17 protein-coding genes are annotated in these 16,930 nt (G+C 59.1%); 12 read left to right on the top strand and 5 right to left on the bottom strand.

From position 1 onward, the window contains the following. Positions 1-42 precede the first annotated feature (42 nt). The 3 genes from HU727_RS13310 to HU727_RS13300 are packed head-to-tail and all read left to right on the top strand — an operon-like array spanning position 43 to position 2,661. Complete coding sequence (locus HU727_RS13310; RefSeq protein WP_186532517.1) at positions 43-1,026, top strand: FecCD family ABC transporter permease; 984 nt, start codon at positions 43-45, stop codon at positions 1,024-1,026. Continuing rightward, positions 1,026-1,793, top strand: a complete 768-nt coding sequence (locus HU727_RS13305; protein ID WP_186532497.1) for a heme ABC transporter ATP-binding protein — start codon at positions 1,026-1,028, stop codon at positions 1,791-1,793. The genes HU727_RS13310 and HU727_RS13305 overlap by 1 nt, the downstream gene beginning before the upstream one ends. 19 nt (positions 1,794-1,812) lie before the next feature. Next, complete coding sequence (locus HU727_RS13300; RefSeq protein ID WP_186532498.1) at positions 1,813-2,661, top strand: ChaN family lipoprotein; 849 nt, start codon at positions 1,813-1,815, stop codon at positions 2,659-2,661. Positions 2,662-2,892: 231 nt separating this feature from the next. Here the strand turns inward: HU727_RS13300 and HU727_RS13295 are convergent, their stop codons facing one another. The 4 genes from HU727_RS13295 to HU727_RS13280 all read right to left on the bottom strand — a co-directional run bounded on the left by HU727_RS13295 (position 2,893) and on the right by HU727_RS13280 (position 6,258). After that, a complete protein-coding gene (locus HU727_RS13295) occupies positions 2,893-3,687 on the bottom strand; it encodes a Crp/Fnr family transcriptional regulator (protein ID WP_186532499.1) in 795 nt (264 codons plus the stop codon). Positions 3,688-3,702: 15 nt separating this feature from the next. After that, complete coding sequence (locus HU727_RS13290) at positions 3,703-3,978, bottom strand: TfoX/Sxy family protein (RefSeq protein ID WP_186532500.1); 276 nt, start codon at positions 3,976-3,978, stop codon at positions 3,703-3,705. Positions 3,979-4,265: 287 nt separating this feature from the next. Next, entirely contained in the window at positions 4,266-4,610 is a 345-nt protein-coding gene (locus HU727_RS13285) for a pentapeptide repeat-containing protein (RefSeq protein ID WP_186532501.1), read from the bottom strand. Between the two features lie 91 nt (positions 4,611-4,701). Continuing rightward, positions 4,702-6,258, bottom strand: coding sequence for a bifunctional aminoglycoside phosphotransferase/ATP-binding protein (locus tag HU727_RS13280; protein ID WP_186532502.1), 1,557 nt, complete (start codon positions 6,256-6,258; stop codon positions 4,702-4,704). A 117-nt stretch (positions 6,259-6,375) separates the two neighbouring features. Here HU727_RS13280 and mrcB point away from each other — a divergent pair, with 117 nt between their 5' ends. Genes mrcB through HU727_RS13265 form a run of 3 tightly spaced genes read left to right on the top strand, consistent with a single transcriptional unit; the run spans position 6,376 to position 9,801 of the window. Then, positions 6,376-8,700, top strand: a complete 2,325-nt coding sequence (gene mrcB, locus HU727_RS13275) for a penicillin-binding protein 1B (RefSeq protein ID WP_186532503.1) — start codon at positions 6,376-6,378, stop codon at positions 8,698-8,700. A gap of 16 nt (positions 8,701-8,716) precedes the next feature. Then, on the top strand, positions 8,717-9,466 hold the full coding sequence (locus HU727_RS13270) for a tetratricopeptide repeat protein (protein WP_186532504.1): 750 nt from the start codon (positions 8,717-8,719) through the stop codon (positions 9,464-9,466). Continuing rightward, positions 9,466-9,801, top strand: a complete 336-nt coding sequence (locus HU727_RS13265; RefSeq protein WP_186532505.1) for a YqcC family protein — start codon at positions 9,466-9,468, stop codon at positions 9,799-9,801. Before HU727_RS13270 ends, HU727_RS13265 begins: the two co-directional genes overlap by 1 nt. Positions 9,802-9,929: 128 nt before the next feature. Here HU727_RS13265 and HU727_RS13260 read toward each other — a convergent pair whose 3' ends face one another. Beyond that, positions 9,930-10,346, bottom strand: coding sequence for a DUF4124 domain-containing protein (locus HU727_RS13260; RefSeq protein ID WP_186532506.1), 417 nt, complete (start codon positions 10,344-10,346; stop codon positions 9,930-9,932). 400 nt (positions 10,347-10,746) lie between these two features. Between HU727_RS13260 and HU727_RS13255 the strand changes: the two genes are divergently transcribed. The 6 genes from HU727_RS13255 (at position 10,747) to msrQ (ending at position 16,734) form a co-directional block, all read left to right on the top strand. Continuing rightward, positions 10,747-12,471: an acetolactate synthase 3 large subunit gene (locus tag HU727_RS13255; protein ID WP_186532507.1), complete on the top strand. Its 1,725-nt coding sequence runs from the start codon at positions 10,747-10,749 to the stop codon at positions 12,469-12,471. Between the two features lie 2 nt (positions 12,472-12,473). Then, the gene (gene ilvN / locus HU727_RS13250; protein ID WP_003176102.1) at positions 12,474-12,965 is read left to right on the top strand and encodes an acetolactate synthase small subunit; all 492 of its coding nucleotides are present in this window, start codon (positions 12,474-12,476) and stop codon (positions 12,963-12,965) included. A 46-nt stretch (positions 12,966-13,011) separates the two neighbouring features. Continuing rightward, positions 13,012-14,028: a ketol-acid reductoisomerase gene (gene ilvC, locus HU727_RS13245; protein ID WP_003228216.1), complete on the top strand. Its 1,017-nt coding sequence runs from the start codon at positions 13,012-13,014 to the stop codon at positions 14,026-14,028. A 148-nt stretch (positions 14,029-14,176) separates the two neighbouring features. Continuing rightward, positions 14,177-15,034: a CDP-diacylglycerol--serine O-phosphatidyltransferase gene (pssA, locus tag HU727_RS13240; protein WP_016773182.1), complete on the top strand. Its 858-nt coding sequence runs from the start codon at positions 14,177-14,179 to the stop codon at positions 15,032-15,034. A gap of 63 nt (positions 15,035-15,097) precedes the next feature. Continuing rightward, positions 15,098-16,111, top strand: coding sequence for a protein-methionine-sulfoxide reductase catalytic subunit MsrP (gene msrP / locus HU727_RS13235; RefSeq protein ID WP_186532508.1), 1,014 nt, complete (start codon positions 15,098-15,100; stop codon positions 16,109-16,111). Further along, positions 16,111-16,734 carry a protein-methionine-sulfoxide reductase heme-binding subunit MsrQ gene (gene msrQ / locus HU727_RS13230; protein ID WP_186532509.1) on the top strand — a complete coding sequence of 208 codons (624 nt, stop codon included), beginning with the start codon at positions 16,111-16,113 and terminating at the stop codon, positions 16,732-16,734. Before msrP ends, msrQ begins: the two co-directional genes overlap by 1 nt. Positions 16,735-16,930 lie beyond the last annotated feature (196 nt).

The following is a 16,930-nucleotide window of genomic DNA, read 5'->3' as shown; positions in this document are numbered from 1 at the left end:
GTCAAACCCCGTGGCCTGTTCATCGGCCTGACGCTTTTGTGCCTGCTGGCGATCTGGCTGTCTCTGGCGCTGGGGCCGGTCAGCCTGCCGCTGTTCGATACGCTGCGCGCAGCGTTGCGCCTGATCGGCATACCGTTGGCATCTGAGGGCCTGGAGCAGGCCGAGTTGATTCTCGGGCAGATTCGCCTGCCACGAACCTTGCTCGGACTGGCAGTCGGAGGTGTGCTGGCCTTGTCCGGGGTGGCAATGCAGGGATTGTTTCGCAATCCGCTGGCCGATCCGGGCCTGGTCGGTGTTTCCAGTGGCGCGGCGCTTGGCGCGGCGATTGCGATTGTCGGCGGCTCGTTCTTCGGCGACTTACCCGAATGGTTTGGGCCTTATCTGTTATCGGTGTGCGCGTTTCTCGGCGGGCTCGGGGTGACGGCGCTGGTCTATCGCCTGGGCCGACGTAACGGCCAGACGCACGTGGCGACGATGTTGCTTGCCGGCATCGCACTGACCGCGCTGGCCGGTTCGGCGGTCGGGCTGTTCACTTATCTGGCCGATGACGCGACGCTGCGCACCCTGACGTTCTGGAATCTCGGCAGCCTCAATGGCGCCAGTTATGAGCGGCTGTGGCCATTGCTGATCATCACCGCCGGTGTGGCACTGTGGTTGCCACGTCGGGCCAAGGCTCTGAACGCGCTGTTGCTGGGTGAGTCAGAAGCCGGACACCTGGGCATCGATGTTGAACGGCTCAAGCGCGAACTGGTGTTCTGCACGGCGCTTGGTGTTGGCGCGGCAGTGGCGGCGGCAGGGATGATCGGGTTTGTCGGGCTGGTGGTGCCGCATCTGGTGCGCTTGCTGGTGGGGCCGGATCACCGGGTGTTGTTGCCAGCCTCGGTGCTGGCGGGTGCGAGCCTGCTGTTGTTGGCCGATCTGGTGGCGCGACTGGCGCTGGCGCCGGCGGAGTTGCCGATCGGCATCGTCACGGCGTTTATCGGCGCGCCGTTTTTCCTTTATCTGCTGCTGCGAGGGCGTACCTGATGCTGCGAGCGCATCATCTGCATGTCCGCCGTGGTCGCAAGGCCGTGCTCAGTGACGTCACGCTGCAACTCGAACCGGGTGAGGTGCTGGGTGTACTGGGGCCCAATGGTGCCGGGAAAAGCACATTGCTCGGCGCCCTTTGCGGGGAGTTGGCCGTCAGTGAAGGTGACGTCTCGCTCGATGGTCAAGCATTGAGCCATTGGAGCGGAACGCAGCGGGCGCAGCGTCTGGCAGTCTTGCCGCAGGTCTCGACGCTGGACTTTGCCTTTGCGGTTGAAGAGGTCGTCGGCATGGGGCGTTTGCCGTATCACACGGGGCGGGCGCGCGATGACGAGATTGTCGCGGCGGCGCTGGCGGCTGCGGATGCCGGCCACCTGAGCGGCCGCAGTTATCTGGCGTTGTCCGGTGGCGAGCGTCAGCGTGTGCATCTGGCGCGGGTGCTGGCGCAACTGTGGCCTGGGCAGGCTGGGCAAACGTTGCTGCTGGATGAACCGACGTCAATGCTCGACCCGTTGCATCAGCACACAACGCTGCAGGCAGTGCATGAATTTGCCAATCGCGGCGCGGCGGTGCTGGTGATCCTGCATGACCTCAATCTGGCAGCACGCTATTGTGATCGGGTGTTGTTGCTTGAGAATGGCCGTCCGGTCGCGTTGGATACCCCGGAGCAGGTGTTGCGCCCGGAGACGCTGCAGGCGGTGTTCGGCCTTGAAGTGCTGGTGCAACCGCATCCGGAGCGCGGGCACCCACTGATCATCGCCCGCTGATTCATCATTGAGGTGTTGCATGCGTGGAGTCTGGCTGTTGACGTTGATGTTGCTTGCCGGGTGCCAGCATGTTGCGCCGCCGCCCGTCAGCGGTGAAATCCGTGAACTTCGCAGCGGCAAGGCGTTGACCGCGCAGCAACTGCTGGAGCGTCTCGCGGCACCGGAACGCGTAATCATTGGTGAACAGCATGACAATGCCGATCATCACGCTGCTCAATTGTGGCTGCTGCAGTCGCTCGGCGAGCAGCGGGCGCAAGGCAGTCTGCTGCTGGAAATGCTCAATACGGATCAACAGGTGAAAGTAGACGCGGTGCGCGCAGCCAAATCCGAACCGGCTGATTTGCCCGCTGCATTGGCTTGGCAGGACGGCTGGGACTGGAATCTTTACGGGCCGATCGTACGCTTCGCCCTGACGCAACCGTATCCGCTGCTGGCGGCGAATCTGGACAACAGCGAAATTCGCGCTTTCTACCGCAATCCGCCTGCTCTAAGCGGTGCACACAGTAACGCCGTGTCGGTGAAAGACACGCTGCTGCAACAGATCGGTGAATCCCACTGCGGCTTGCTCCCGGAATCTCAAATGCCTGCGATGTTGGCCGTTCAGCAACAGCGTGATCGGCGTATGGCTGAACGCATCTTGGCAGCACCCGCGCCTTCGATCTTGCTGGCCGGTGCCTGGCATGCGCGCAAGGATGTTGGCGTGCCGTTGCATCTATCGGACCTGGGCGCTGGGGAGGCACCGGCCGTGTTGATGCTGGCGGAGCAGGGCGATGCGGTTACAGCGGCCATGGCCGATTACGTCTGGTACACACCGGCCGTGCCGAAGCCTGATTACTGTGAGCAAATGCGTAAACAATTCGGCAAATGACTTTTCCACAAGCAAAAAAAGACCCGGTAAAAACCGGGTCAAATAACCGTGATTAGCCTGATGAGGAGATAATCTGAGAGTCCGAACCAAGGGCTTTTCAGAATATCGACTGATCTCGCGACCAGTTGTGATAATCATAGCGATTCTCATTACCGAGTCAACCGCTGTTTCTGCAAATCTGTAATTTAGTTTTTCGAGCAGCCGCGAAGCCTCGGAAACGAAGGCTCTGCGTCAACTGCGACTCGCCGCCAACTGCGTGATTTGTCGGTTCAACTGGCCGATCCGTCTCGCCATGCCTTCGATCAGGCTGTGAGCGATCTTCGGATTGCTCCGGGTCATGCTCAGAAACTGATCGCCGGGGATCAACATCACTGTGCTAGGTTCGCGGGTTATGACGGTCGCGTTGCGCGGCTCGCCAGTGAAGAGCGCCATGGCGCCGAAAATCTCGTCCTTGGGCACGTCGCCAACCTTGTGTCCGTCTACAAATGCTTCAGCGTGCCCGTCGATGATCACGAACACATGGTCCGCCGCATCGCCTTGCTCGATCAGCATGACGCCAGCCTCGACCCGTTTGAAACCGTTGGTGCTGCGAAACTCCCTGGGCTTCAGTTCGGCCACGGCGTGGGCGAGCATCGCCATTTGCCCCAGCAGGTAAGCAAGGAACTGCTCCGCGCGGCCAGGTTCGGCATGCAGGTGCTGCAGGACTTCAGCACGGCGGTAGGGCCGCAGGCGCAGTGGGCCTTCGCTGCACGAACGGCAGTTGCTCCATTCTTCGCCCCATTGAAGGCCGATCAGATCGCCTTCCTGCCAATAAAACAGCGCTCGGCCGTCGAGGTAGCCGTTCACGACGCCCTCGCACAACAGGAACAATTGATCGCCGGGCAATTGCGCAGTCAGATCGTCCGTGGCCTCCAGCTCCAGAACCGGGCCGCAAGGCACCAGCCCTTGCAGCCACTGCACTGGCAGGTTCTGCAAGCGATTGATCAATGTGTCGGCGTACGCCGATGGTTCCCCCAGTAAATACATGGCAGCAGCGCCTGTTCAGCTTTTTTTGTGACGCGCGGAAATGGCTTCAAGTTGCTTGTTCAGCGCGTCTTTGCGTTCAGCAGGGATTTCGTTCCAATGCACGTCCATCAGTGCGCCCTCAATCGCATACAACAACACCTTTGAGGCGCGAAACCCTCGAGTACGCACGGCCCGGTAGGCATCCACCGCGCCCAGACGACGCAAGTCCGAGGCGCTGTGGATGCCCACCGCATGCAGCCATTGCGCCGACGTCTTGCCAAGATTCTTCAGGTGCTGCAGTTCATCATTCATCAAGCCTCCTTGCGACGGCCGAATGGTGCGTGGGCGAGCTTCTGAGGAGTGTAGCCATCAGTAGGAAAAGCGTGGTTGTTTGGTCGGATTCGACGCAAATGCTTCTAAGAAAGGGCGTTTGAAGGCCTGCGAACGCAGAAAGAAGGGAGGGAACCCATAACAAATGTGGGAGCGAGCCTGCTCGCGAAAGCGGTCTGACTTTCAAGATCAGGGTGGCTGACACGACGTCTTCGCGAGCAGACTCGCTCCCACAGGGAAAAGCGTGGTGTCAGCAATATTTCCAGGTCTCAGCGCGTGCGATAACGCAAGCGCGTGCCGAAATTCATCGACATCAGAATCTCGTCGGCACTTAGCTCCGGCGGAAAGTAAGCGCCGGAAATCTGCGCGTGGGCCAGGCTAGCGCCTTCGAGCGATGCCTTGCGGAAGTCGATGCCGCGCAAATCCGCGGAACGGAAATACGCATCACGGAAATCCACACCATCGGCGTTCAGTTCACGCAAGTCGAGACCACGGAAGTCGCCGCCAACCATATCGATCGGCCCGTCTTGCGGGCGCGTCTGGTTGAAACCGGTGATGTCATCCTTGTGCAGCAAAGCGTACAGCGGGGTGTCGAGAAGTTTCGGATGGCTCATGTCAGATCACCTGTTGGTTTTATGGCGCCAGTATAGTGCCACTATCTGGCGGCCGTGAAGCGGGCAAGGGCTTCACGGCCGAAATAGTTTTTTACAGGCCTGGCAGGCGCTGGCGAATTTGTGCGACAACCGTATCCAGCGTGCCGGATTCATTGGTCTGCACGCGTTTGCTGCGCAGAATTTCCTCCGGGGTCAGCGCTTCGCGGTTGGCCTGCTGTGCTTCGATCACCGCCAGGGTGGCATCGGACGGATCTTTCTGGTCGGCTTGACGAGTCGCCAGCCAGCTTTCGATCACGGCTTGTGGCGCATTGCAGTCGAGGATCAGGAACGGTGTGCCCGTCGCTTCGGCAATCTTCGCGGCGTTATCACGCTGTCCACGCTTGAGATAAGTCGCGTCGATCACTACCGGGAAACCGGCGTGCAGGATCACCTCGGCGATCTCGTGAAGACGCGCGTAAGTCGCGGCGCTGGCGTCGGCGCTGTAGATCCCGGCCTGGACATCATTGGCGCCGGTCTGATCGCCGAACAAACGCTTGCGCTCTATGTCCGAGCGCAGGCGGATCGCGCCCAGCGCTTCGACCAGACGCATGGCCACGTGGCTTTTGCCGACAGCGGAAACGCCGTGGGTGATGGCCATGAATCGCGAAGGAATGGTGCTGTAGCTTTCCGCCAGGTTGGCGTAGTTGCGATATTGGCGCAGGGTGGTGGCGCGCTGCACGGCCGTCGCCTCCGCCGGCATGCTGAACAGCGCAACCTTAGCACGCACCAGGGCGCGGTAGGCTTTATAGAAGTTCAGCACCTCAAGGCCCTGATAGTCGCCAGTCAGTTCCAGGTATTGGCTGATGAAACGACGCGCCAGCGACTTCAAGCCACGGTCTTCCAGGTCCATTGCCAGGAAACCGGTATCGGCATAGACGTCGGTAAAACGGAACGGCTCGTTGAACTCGATGCAGTCGAAGATCACCACGTTGCCGTCGATCACCGTGGCGTTGCCCAAGTGAATGTCGCCGTGGCATTCGCGGATGAAACCATCTTCCTTGCGCTGAGCCAGCAGTGGCTTCAGGCGTTCGAAGCTGCTTTCGGCCCAGGCTTGCAGGGCTTCGAGTTGCAGCAAGTCATTCTTGTCGCTGAGGAATGGCAGGATCTGTTCGAAGTTCTGCCGTACCGGCGCCATCACGCTGTCCGGAGTGCCAGCGTCGTGTTCGGCCGGGACTTTCGGGGCGTTGAGGTGAAAGTGCGCAATCTGCTCGGCCATCGCATCGATGTGCTGAGTGGTCAGTTCACCGTTGGCTTGCAAAGTGCTGAGCAACCCGGTCTGAGGGAACTGGCGCATTTTCAGCACGTATTCGATGGCCTGGCCGTCGCCACCGAGTTGCGGCGCGTCGATGCTGCCCGTCACCGGCAACACTTCCAGATACAAATCGTCGGTGAGGCGCTGATTCAAACGCAGCTCTTCAGCGCAAAAATGCGCGCGCGCTTCCAGGCCGGTGAAGTCGAGAAAACCGAAATTCACCGGTTTCTTCACTTTATAAGCGAAGGGGCCTGTGAGGATTACCCACGAGATATGGGTTTCGATGACCTGGAATCCTTCGACGGGATGCGGGTAGAGGGCCGGGTTTTGCAGGGCAGCGATCAGGGACTGGCTCACGGGCGATCCTTCAGAGACGGGAGAAATTCGAGGCGGCCATTATGGCTGCTTGCCCGCCTGACGCAAACCTCGGAGCGTGCCTGTTGAGGATCAATAAAGTGCGTATAATCCGCCGCCATGACTCGATCCCGATCCCCCCGTACCAAGAAAAAACCACCAGCCAAGGGCCTCAGCCCGTGGTTGAGCTGGGCCATTAAACTCAGTCTGGTCGGCCTTGTAGTGCTGGCCGGCTTCGCCGTTTACCTCGATGCCGTGGTGCAGGAGAAGTTCTCCGGCAAGCGCTGGACCATCCCGGCCAAGGTGTATGCGCGCCCGCTTGAGCTGTTCGTCGGACAGAAGCTCAGCAAGAACGATTTCCTCACCGAACTCGATGCCTTGGGCTATCGTCGCGAAGCCGTGAGCAACGGCCCCGGCGCCGCAGCCGTCAGCGGCAATACGGTTGATCTGAATACCCGCGGCTTCCAATTCTATGAAGGACTGGAAAAACCGCAGCCGGTGCGTGTCCGCTTCTCCGGCGACTATGTCGCCGAGTTGTCCGCGACCAATGGCTCGAAGTTGTCGGTAGTGCGCCTTGAACCGCTGATGATCGGCGGCATTTATCCGAAGAATCTTGAAGACCGCATCCTGATCAAGCTCGATCAGGTGCCGCCGTACCTGCTCGAAACCCTGATCGCCGTCGAAGACCGCGACTTCTATAGCCACTGGGGCGTGTCGCCGAAATCGATCGCTCGCGCGGTGTGGATCAACACCTCCGGCGGCAAGATGACCCAGGGCGGCAGTACGCTGACCCAGCAGCTGGTGAAGAACTTTTACCTGACGAGCGAACGCAGCCTGACCCGCAAGCTCACCGAAGCGATGATGGCGATGCTGCTCGAACTGCATTACGACAAGAAGGAAATCCTTGAGGCCTACCTCAACGAAGTCTTTGTCGGGCAGGACGGTCAGCGCGCGGTGCACGGTTTCGGTCTGGCCAGCCAGTTCTTCTTCGGCCAGCCGTTGTCCGAGCTGAAACTGCATCAGGTCGCGTTGCTGGTCGGCATGGTCAAGGGGCCGTCTTATTACAATCCGCGTCGTAATCCGGAGCGCGCGCTGGAGCGCCGTAATCTGGTGCTCGATGTGCTTGAGCAGCAAGGCGTGGCGACGCCCGAGCAAGTGGCTGCGGCAAAGCTGATGCCATTGGGCGTGACGACTCGCGGCAAGCTGGCCGACAGCTCGTTCCCGGGCTTTATCGATCTGGTCAAACGCCAGTTGCGCGAAGACTACCGCGACGAAGACTTGACCGAAGAGGGCCTGCGCATCTTCACCAGTTTCGACCCGATCCTGCAGATGAAAGCCGAGGCCTCGGTCAACGACACGTTCAAGCGCCTGGCCGGCCGCAAAGGTTCGGATGAGGTCGAAGCGGCGATGGTCGTGACCAACCCGGAAACCGGCGAAGTCCAGGCCATGATCGGCAGCCGTCAGGCCAGTTATGCCGGTTTCAACCGCGCGCTGGATGCGGTGCGGCCGATCGGCTCATTGATCAAGCCGGCGGTTTATCTCACGGCACTGGAGAAACCGAGCCAGTACACCCTGACCAGTTGGCTGTCCGATGATCCGTTGTCGGTCAAAGGCGCGAACGGCCAGGTGTGGAAGCCGCAGAACTATGACCGCCGTTCCCACGGCACGGTTTTCCTTTATCAGGGGCTGGCGCATTCCTACAACCTGTCGACCTCGCGTCTGGGTCTGGAAGTGGGCGTGCCGAACGTGCTCAAAACCGTCGGTCGTCTGGGTGTCACGCGTGAATTCCCGGCGTTCCCGTCGATGCTGTTGGGTGCCGGCGGCATGACGCCGATCGAAGTGGCGACCATGTACCAGACCCTGGCCAACGGTGGTTTCAACACACCGATGCGCGGTATTCGCAGCGTGCTGACTGCCGAGGGTGAACCGCTCAAACGTTATCCGTTCCAGATTGAGCAGCGCTTCGACCCGGCCTCCATCTATCTGATCCAGAACGCCATGCAGCGCGTGATGCGTGAAGGCACCGGCAGTTCGGTTTATAACGTGCTGCCCAAGACTCTGACACTGGCTGGCAAGACCGGTACCAGTAACGACTCGCGCGACAGCTGGTTCGCAGGCTTCAGCCAGGATCTGCTGGCGGTGGTCTGGCTGGGTCGTGATGACAACGGCAAGACACCATTCACTGGCGCCACCGGCGCATTGCAGGTCTGGACCAGTTTCATGCGCAAGGCCGATCCGCTGCCGCTGGACATGCCGCAACCGGACAACGTCGTGCAGGCCTGGGTCGATTCGCGCACCGGGCAGGGTTCCGACGCCAACTGCCCGGGAGCGGTGCAGATGCCGTATATTCGCGGCAGCGAACCGCCACCCGGCGCCGCGTGTGCGAGCGAAACGCCCGCTTCCGGCGAGTCGGTGATGGACTGGGTCAAGGGCTGGATGAATTAAGCAAAGAGGGCTTCAAGTGAACAAGTGGTTGATTCCAGCGGTGACAGCCGTGGCTTTGCTCAGCGGCTGCTCCACCGTGCAGCGTGGTTCGATTCCCGTGGTGGATTCGGGCACGGCGGTGTCCAACAGCGAACGCATCGGTGCCAATGGCGGTTTCCGCCAGACCACGGTCAAGCGCCCCGTGCAAGGCCAGACACAAGCTATCCCGCAAGGCGATACCGGTGTGGTGGTGATGGTGCCGGGCGGTGGTGCGGCCGTGTCGACACCGATCAGCTCTTCGCCGATCGTTCCAGGCCCGGCATCTGGCGGTATCACGTCGGGGCCATACAATCCTTCGGCGGTTGAATCGGCGCCAAGCAATTCCGGCAGCTACAGCATGCCGTCGACGCCGAGCGGGATTCCTTCGGCCAGCAGTGGCGGAGGTCTGTCGGCAGATGAACAATTGGACGGCCCGGTGCTTGCCCTGTTGACGACCGCGCAACAGCAGCAGGCCGGTGGTGACCTCAACGGTGCGTCTTCCAGTCTGGAGCGTGCGCAACGCGTTGCCCCGCGTGAGCCGCAAGTGCTTTACCGTCTGGCGCAGGTGCGCATGGCCCAGGGCGATGCGCCGCAAGCCGAGCAGTTTGCCCGTCGCGCGCTAACCATGGCCAACGGTCGTCCGGATCTGCAAGCCAGCCTGTGGGAAATCATCGCTCAGGCCCGTGAGAAACAAGGCGATTCCGCTGGCGCCGCGCTGGCCCGGCAGAAGGCCAAGGTTTCTCTGTGATGGATGTGCGCTTCCCGAAAATCGCCGATCAGCTGTTGCTGATCGAGCGAGAGCTGCGCACCCAGGGCTGGTGGGATGAGGTTGAGCCGTCGGCTGAAGCCCTAAGCAGTGTCGAACCGTTTTCGGTTGATACACTGGACTTCGAGCAGTGGCTGCAATGGATCTTCCTGCCGCGCATGAAGCTGATCCTGGAGCAGGATCTGCCGCTGCCGACTGCCTCGGGCATTCAGGAAATGGCCGAGATGGTGTTTGCCCAACGCAATCTTGGGGGTAAGGATCGTCAGCTGCAGGTGCTGCTCAAAGAGTTCGACCTGCTGATCACGGCTTCGCGCTGAAGCCTCTGTAGGTGCTGCGAAGGCTGTGGTCTTTTGATTAAAAAACAAATCAAAAGATCGCAGGCTCGTTTCACTCGTCAGCTCCTACACAGCTCCTACACAGCTCCTACACAGCTCCTACACGGAACCTACGAGCAATTTTCGGCAATCTGCTTCTGTGCTTCGACGATGCGCTCTTGACGCTGCCCATCATCGAGTCGCCGTAGCTTCCCCTCAACTTCCTCCCTCAGTCGCGGATTGTTCTGCAATTGCGCCAGATTCGTGCGTGCCTGTTCGCAAAACGCCTTGAGCTGAGCCTGCTGTTCGGCGACCTGTTTCTTCACGTTGCCATCGATAGCCTTCTGATCACCCAGCGTTCCGCTGCCTGGCATCGGTGCAGGTTTCGCAGGGGGCGGAGAAGGCGTCTGCACCGAGGTGGCCGGCTGACCCTGTGGCGGCTGTGCACCGAAATGCGTGACACCCTGGGCATCAACCCATTTGTAGATCTGAGCGGCCGAGCACCATGGGCTGAGGCCGATCAGCAGAGTGAGGAGGAGCGTTCGCATGCTGATTCCTTGGCAAAAATGCGCAATTGACGCTAACAGAGTAGCGCTTTTCAGGTTTTTTCTTGCGTTCTCATGTGGTTACCCACAATTAACCCAACAGACGACTTGACTTGCAGAGGGCGAAACAGAAGAATCCAAAGTCCGCTGTAGAGGGACTGCCAGAAGCAGACCCACTCGGTAGATCATGAGGCGCACATCCGCGCCGACCTGTTACACCCGCAACGCGTTACCTCGCGCTGGGTGGGAAAGGCCCGCAACACTTGGGACGATCCCAATACTTGCTCAGTCAGTGCTGACGTAGTCGGCGACCACCGTCGCTCATGCTCTGCCGAGAAGTAAACCTATTAAGACCCGCCCCTATTTTTGTGGACGGTATTCTGGCGTTTTAGAGGTGAACAACGTGGAGCTTTTATCTGGCGGTGAGATGCTCGTCCGCTTTTTGCGTGACGAAGGCGTCAAATACATCTACGGGTACCCGGGTGGTGCTCTCCTGCATGTTTACGATGCCCTGTTCAAAGAACCGGAAGTGACCCACATCCTGGTTCGCCACGAACAAGCGGCAACCCATATGGCTGACGGCTACGCCCGTGCCACCGGTAAAGCCGGCGTGGTATTGGTGACATCGGGTCCTGGCGCCACAAACGCCATCACCGGTATCGCCACTGCCTATATGGACTCGATTCCAATGGTGATCATTTCCGGTCAGGTGCCCAGCACCATGGTCGGTACCGATGCGTTCCAGGAAACCGACATGATCGGTATCTCCCGGCCGATCGTGAAGCACAGCTTCATGATCAAGCACGCTTCGGAAATCCCGGAAGTCATGAAGAAGGCTTTCTACCTGGCGCAATCCGGGCGTCCGGGCCCGGTCGTTGTCGATATCCCGAAAGACATGACCAACCCGGCCGAAAAGTTCGAATACATTTTCCCGAAAAAAGCCAAGCTGCGTTCCTACAGCCCGGCCGTCCGCGGTCACTCCGGGCAAATCCGCAAGGCGGCAGAAATGCTCCTGGCGGCCAAGCGTCCTGTCATGTACTCCGGCGGTGGCGTGATTCTCGGCAACGGTTCCGCGCCGCTGACCGAACTGGCCAAAATGCTCAACCTGCCCGTGACGAACACCTTGATGGGGCTGGGCGCTTTCCCCGGTACTGATCGCCAGTTCATCGGCATGCTCGGCATGCACGGCAGCTACACCGCCAACCTGGCGATGCACCATGCCGACGTGATCCTCGCAGTCGGCGCACGCTTCGACGATCGCGTGATCAATGGCCCGGCCAAGTTCTGCCCGAACGCCAAGATCATTCACATCGACATCGACCCGGCTTCGATCTCCAAGACCATCAAGGCCGACGTGCCAATCGTTGGCCCTGTCGAGAGCGTCCTGACTGAAATGGTCGCGATCCTCAAGGAAATCGGCGAGACCCCGAACAAGGAGTCCGTGGCCAGTTGGTGGAAGCAGGTGGATGAATGGCGTGGTGATCGCGGCCTGTTCCCTTACGACAAGGGCGACGGCAGCAAGATCAAGCCGCAGACCGTGATCGAAACCCTCTGCGAAGTGACCAAGGGCGACGCCTTTGTGACCTCCGACGTCGGTCAGCACCAGATGTTCGCCGCGCAGTACTACACGTTCAACAAGCCTAACCGCTGGATCAACTCCGGTGGCCTGGGCACGATGGGCTTTGGTCTGCCGGCGGCGATGGGCATCAAACTGAGCTTCCCGGACGACGACGTTGCCTGCGTCACCGGCGAAGGCAGTATCCAGATGAACATCCAGGAACTGTCGACCTGCCTGCAATATGGCTTGCCGGTGAAAATCGTCATCCTGAACAACGGTGTTCTGGGGATGGTTCGTCAGTGGCAGGACATGAGCTACGGCAGCCGTCACTCGCACTCCTACATGGAGTCGCTGCCCGACTTCATCAAGCTGGCTGAGGCCTACGGCCACGTCGGCGTGCGCATCACCGAATCGAAAGACTTGAAGTCGCAGATGGCCGAAGCGTTCGCCATGAAGGACCGTCTGGTGGTGATCGATATTTCGGTCGACACCAGTGAGCACGTCTACCCGATGCAGATCAAAGACGGCTCCATGCGCGATATGTGGCTGAGCAAGACGGAGCGTACTTAATCATGCGGCACATTATTTCCCTGCTTCTGGAAAACGAACCCGGCGCTCTGTCTCGCGTAGTCGGCCTGTTCTCACAGCGCAACTACAACATTGAGAGCCTGACCGTGGCCCCGACCGAAGACCCGACCCTGTCGCGTCTGACGCTGACCACCGTGGGCCACGATGAAGTCATCGAGCAGATCACCAAAAACCTGAACAAGCTGATCGAAGTGGTCAAGCTGGTGGACCTGTCGGAAAGCGCTCACATCGAGCGCGAACTGATGCTGGTCAAGGTCAAGGCCACTGGCGCCCAGCGCGCCGAGATCAAACGCACCACCGATATTTACCGTGGACAGATCGTCGATGTCAGCGCCAGCGTGTATACCGTTCAGTTGACCGGTACCAGCGACAAGCTCGACAGCTTCATTCAGTCCATTGGCACCGCATCGATTCTGGAAACCGTCCGTAGCGGCGTGACCGGCATTGCCCGCGGCGACAAAGTACTCAGCATCTAAACCAAATTAGCGCATGGCCTGAATGGCCGGATATAAGGGGAAATTCATGAAAGTTTTCTACGATAAAGACTGCGACCTGTCGATCATCCAGGGCAAGAAAGTAGCCATCATCGGTTACGGCTCCCAGGGCCACGCTCAAGCGTGCAACCTGAAAGACTCCGGTGTCGACGTTACCGTCGGTCTGCGTAAAGGTTCGGCCACTGTTGCCAAAGCCGAAGCTCACGGCCTGAAAGTGACCGATGTTGCTTCCGCTGTGGCTGCTGCCGACCTGGTCATGATCCTGACCCCGGACGAGTTCCAGTCCTCGCTGTACAAGAACGAAATCGAGCCGAACATCAAGAAAGGCGCCACCCTGGCCTTCTCCCACGGCTTCGCGATCCACTACAACCAGGTTGTTCCGCGTGCCGACCTCGACGTGATCATGATCGCGCCGAAAGCGCCGGGCCATACCGTGCGTTCCGAGTTCGTAAAGGGCGGCGGTATTCCTGACCTGATCGCCATCTACCAGGATGCTTCGGGCAACGCCAAAAACGTTGCACTGTCCTACGCTGCCGGCGTCGGTGGCGGTCGTACCGGCATCATCGAAACCACCTTCAAGGACGAGACTGAAACCGACCTGTTCGGCGAACAAGCCGTTCTGTGTGGCGGTACTGTCGAGCTGGTGAAAGCGGGTTTCGAAACTCTGGTTGAAGCTGGCTACGCGCCGGAAATGGCCTACTTCGAGTGCCTGCACGAACTGAAGCTGATCGTTGACCTCATGTACGAAGGCGGTATCGCCAACATGAACTACTCGATCTCCAACAACGCCGAATACGGCGAGTACGTGACTGGCCCGGAAGTGATCAACGCCGAATCCCGTCAGGCCATGCGCAACGCCCTGAAACGTATTCAGGACGGCGAGTACGCCAAAATGTTCATCAGCGAAGGCGCAACCGGCTACCCTTCGATGACCGCCAAGCGTCGTAACAACGCCGCTCACGGTATCGAAATCATCGGCGAGCAACTGCGCTCCATGATGCCGTGGATCGGTGCCAACAAGATCGTCGACAAAGCCAAAAACTAAGTCAGCGTCCCTTGTATGAAAAACGCGGCCTCGGCCGCGTTTTTTCGTTTGAGCCCGTGGTTCTGGTATAAAGCTGCATCGTTTGTGGCCGAACTGTCGTCCTCAAGCCTCTGTCGAATTTTCTTCAAACTGTTGCAAGGTAATGTCCATGAGCGAACGTCCCGAAGAGCCGAACAAGGCTTCTGACGCCGAAAGCCTGCTGCCCATCGATGAACACATCGAAGAAGGGCACGACGCAGAAGGTCGTAAAGTCCGGCATCGTGGTATCTATCTGCTGCCGAACCTGTTCACCACTGCCAACCTGTTCGCAGGCTTTTATTCGATTATCAACTCGATGAGCGCCCAAGCGGCACTGAGTGCCGGCGACTCGGTCAATGCGAGCAAGTATTTTGCCTTTGCCGCGATCGCGATATTCGTTGCGATGGTGCTCGACGGCCTGGATGGTCGTGTTGCGCGCATGACCAACACCCAAAGTGCTTTCGGCGCCGAGTATGACTCGCTGTCTGACATGGTCGCCTTCGGCGTTGCGCCGGCGTTGCTGGCCTTCGGCTGGGCTTTGGGCGATATGGGCAAGGTCGGCTGGATGGTCGCCTTTATTTATGTAGCGGGCGCAGCATTGCGTCTGGCGCGTTTCAACACGCAAGTCGGGACGGCTGACAAGCGCTACTTCATCGGCCTGGCCAGTCCGGCAGCGGCAGGTGTAGTGGCGGGGATTGTCTGGGCGTTCAGCGATTACGGCATCCAGGGTTCGAAGATGTCGTTCCTGGTGGCGTTGATGGTGGCGGCGGCCGGCATGCTCATGGTCAGCAACATCAAGTACAACAGCTTCAAGGAGCTGGATCTGAAAGGGCGCGTACCGTTCGTGGCGATCCTTGCGGTGGTGCTGGTGTTTGCCGTTGTGTTCAGCGATCCGCCGCGCATTCTGCTGTTGGTGTTCCTCGCTTACGCAGCGTCCGGCCCGGTGCAATACCTGTTGCGTCTTCGTCGTCACAAAAACGCCGAGTGATGTAATTTCCCGCATACTCCGCAGTCTATGGGTGCACCTGTCCTCCAAAGCTGCGGAGTTGTCATGTTGATCAAGATCCCCAAAGCATCTGACTGCCATGAGTCGGATGTCACGCCTGAATCCATTTATCTCTCCCGTCGCCAATTGCTCGGCGCCACTGCTGCCGGTATTGCCATGAGCAGCCTGCCGCGCTGGGCCAGTGCGGCGGATGCCGCTCGCTACCCTGACGTCGAACCTGGTAAGGCGCCGGCCTGGTTTGCCGAAAAGCTTCCTTCTACTCAGTGGGGTGCTGTCAACGTCAAGGATGAGGCGATCACGCCTTATAAAGACGCCACGCACTACAACAACTTCTATGAGTTTGGCACCGGAAAGGGCGATCCGGCGTCAAATGCCGACGCGCTGAGGACCGAACCATGGAGCGTGGTGATAGACGGGGAGGTGGGTAAGCCGGGGCGTTATGCACTGGAAGACTTCATGAAACCGTATCAACTGGAGGAGCGTATCTATCGTCTGCGTTGTGTCGAGGCGTGGTCGATGGTCATTCCCTGGATCGGTTTTCCCATCTCGGCGCTGCTCAAACAGGTCGAGCCGACTTCCAAGGCCAGATACATCCGCTTCGAAACCTTGCAGGACCCCAAGAGCATGCCGGGTCAGCGTTCAGGTTTCGCTTTGATTGACTGGCCTTATGTCGAAGGCTTGCGTCTGGATGAGGCAATGAATCCTCTGGCGATACTCGCAGTAGGCATGTACGGCCGCGAACTGCCGAATCAGAACGGCGCACCTCTGCGTTTGGTTGTGCCTTGGAAGTACGGCTTCAAAAGCGTGAAGTCCATCGTGCGCATCAGTCTGGTCAGCGAGCAGCCGAAGACAACCTGGCAAAGCATTGCGGCGGACGAGTACGGTTTTTATGCGAACGTGAATCCCACGGTCGATCATCCGCGCTGGACCCAGGCACGCGAACGCCGTTTGCCGAACAGTCTGTTCAAGCCGAACGTGCGCGATACCCAGATGTTCAATGGCTACTCGGATGAAGTCGCTTCTTTATATACAGGGCTCGATTTGCGGAAGAACTACTGATGCGCTATCCGTTTTGGCGAGTGGGCGTTTTCATTGCTGCAGCGATTTGGCCATTGCTGTGGTTCTATCAGGCATTTGCGGATTTGCTTGGACCTGATCCGGGTAAGGTGTTGGTTGATCGTCTTGGACTCGGCACGCTGGTGTTGCTGTTGATCACTCTGAGCATGACGCCCCTGCAGAAGCTGACCGGTTGGGCGGGGTGGATTGCTGTCCGTCGGCAGTTGGGGCTTTGGTGCTTTGCGTATGTTGCGTTGCATCTGTTCAGCTATATGGCTTTTATCCTCGGGTTCGACTGGTCTCAGCTCGGCATTGAGTTGCGCAAGCGGCCGTACATTATTGTCGGAGCGTTGGGCTTTCTCGGGTTGCTGGTGCTGGCGGTGACGTCCAATCGATATAGCCAGCGTCGCTTGGGGGCTCGCTGGAAGAAGCTGCATCGCCTGGTGTACGTCATTTTGGGGTTGGGTTTGCTGCATATGCTGTGGATTGTCCGTGCTGATCTTGAAGAGTGGGCAATCTATGCCTTTATAGGTGCAGTGCTTTTGGTGCTTCGTGTGCCGCCAGTGATGAAGCGAATCCCGCGTTTACTGGGTAAAAGGCTAAATCTGCAGGAAAAGCGAAATTAACGGTTGACGGCAGATTCCAGACGTCTATAATTCGCCCCACTTCCGGCGCAGTCGAAACGGAAAACTCCTTGAGATTCAAAGAGTTATGTGGTTTTCGACAGCGGCTTGCTTCAGATCATCGAAGCCTGGAAGGAGTTGAAAGAGCGGTGATGTTTGGCTCTTTTAACGGTTCGATCTTCTCAGTCGAAAGCGGAGA

The organism is Pseudomonas khorasanensis, assembly GCF_014268505.2.
GTDB classification, from domain to species: domain Bacteria; phylum Pseudomonadota; class Gammaproteobacteria; order Pseudomonadales; family Pseudomonadaceae; genus Aquipseudomonas; species Aquipseudomonas khorasanensis.
Note: the sequence above shows the minus strand (reverse complement) of the source record. Positions and strands in the feature narration are given on the sequence as shown.

Coding starts and splice junctions, on each gene's coding strand:
- HU727_RS13305 (WP_186532497.1), top strand. CDS start 1,026: ATGCTGCGAGCGCATCATCTGCATGTCCGCCGTGGTCGCAAGGCCGTG.
- HU727_RS13300 (WP_186532498.1), top strand. CDS start 1,813: ATGCGTGGAGTCTGGCTGTTGACGTTGATGTTGCTTGCCGGGTGCCAG.
- HU727_RS13295 (WP_186532499.1), bottom strand. CDS start 3,687: ATGTATTTACTGGGGGAACCATCGGCGTACGCCGACACATTGATCAAT.
- HU727_RS13290 (WP_186532500.1), bottom strand. CDS start 3,978: ATGAATGATGAACTGCAGCACCTGAAGAATCTTGGCAAGACGTCGGCG.
- HU727_RS13285 (WP_186532501.1), bottom strand. CDS start 4,610: ATGAGCCATCCGAAACTTCTCGACACCCCGCTGTACGCTTTGCTGCAC.
- mrcB (WP_186532503.1), top strand. CDS start 6,376: ATGACTCGATCCCGATCCCCCCGTACCAAGAAAAAACCACCAGCCAAG.
- HU727_RS13265 (WP_186532505.1), top strand. CDS start 9,466: ATGGATGTGCGCTTCCCGAAAATCGCCGATCAGCTGTTGCTGATCGAG.
- HU727_RS13260 (WP_186532506.1), bottom strand. CDS start 10,346: ATGCGAACGCTCCTCCTCACTCTGCTGATCGGCCTCAGCCCATGGTGC.
- ilvN (WP_003176102.1), top strand. CDS start 12,474: ATGCGGCACATTATTTCCCTGCTTCTGGAAAACGAACCCGGCGCTCTG.
- ilvC (WP_003228216.1), top strand. CDS start 13,012: ATGAAAGTTTTCTACGATAAAGACTGCGACCTGTCGATCATCCAGGGC.
- pssA (WP_016773182.1), top strand. CDS start 14,177: ATGAGCGAACGTCCCGAAGAGCCGAACAAGGCTTCTGACGCCGAAAGC.
- msrP (WP_186532508.1), top strand. CDS start 15,098: ATGTTGATCAAGATCCCCAAAGCATCTGACTGCCATGAGTCGGATGTC.
- msrQ (WP_186532509.1), top strand. CDS start 16,111: ATGCGCTATCCGTTTTGGCGAGTGGGCGTTTTCATTGCTGCAGCGATT.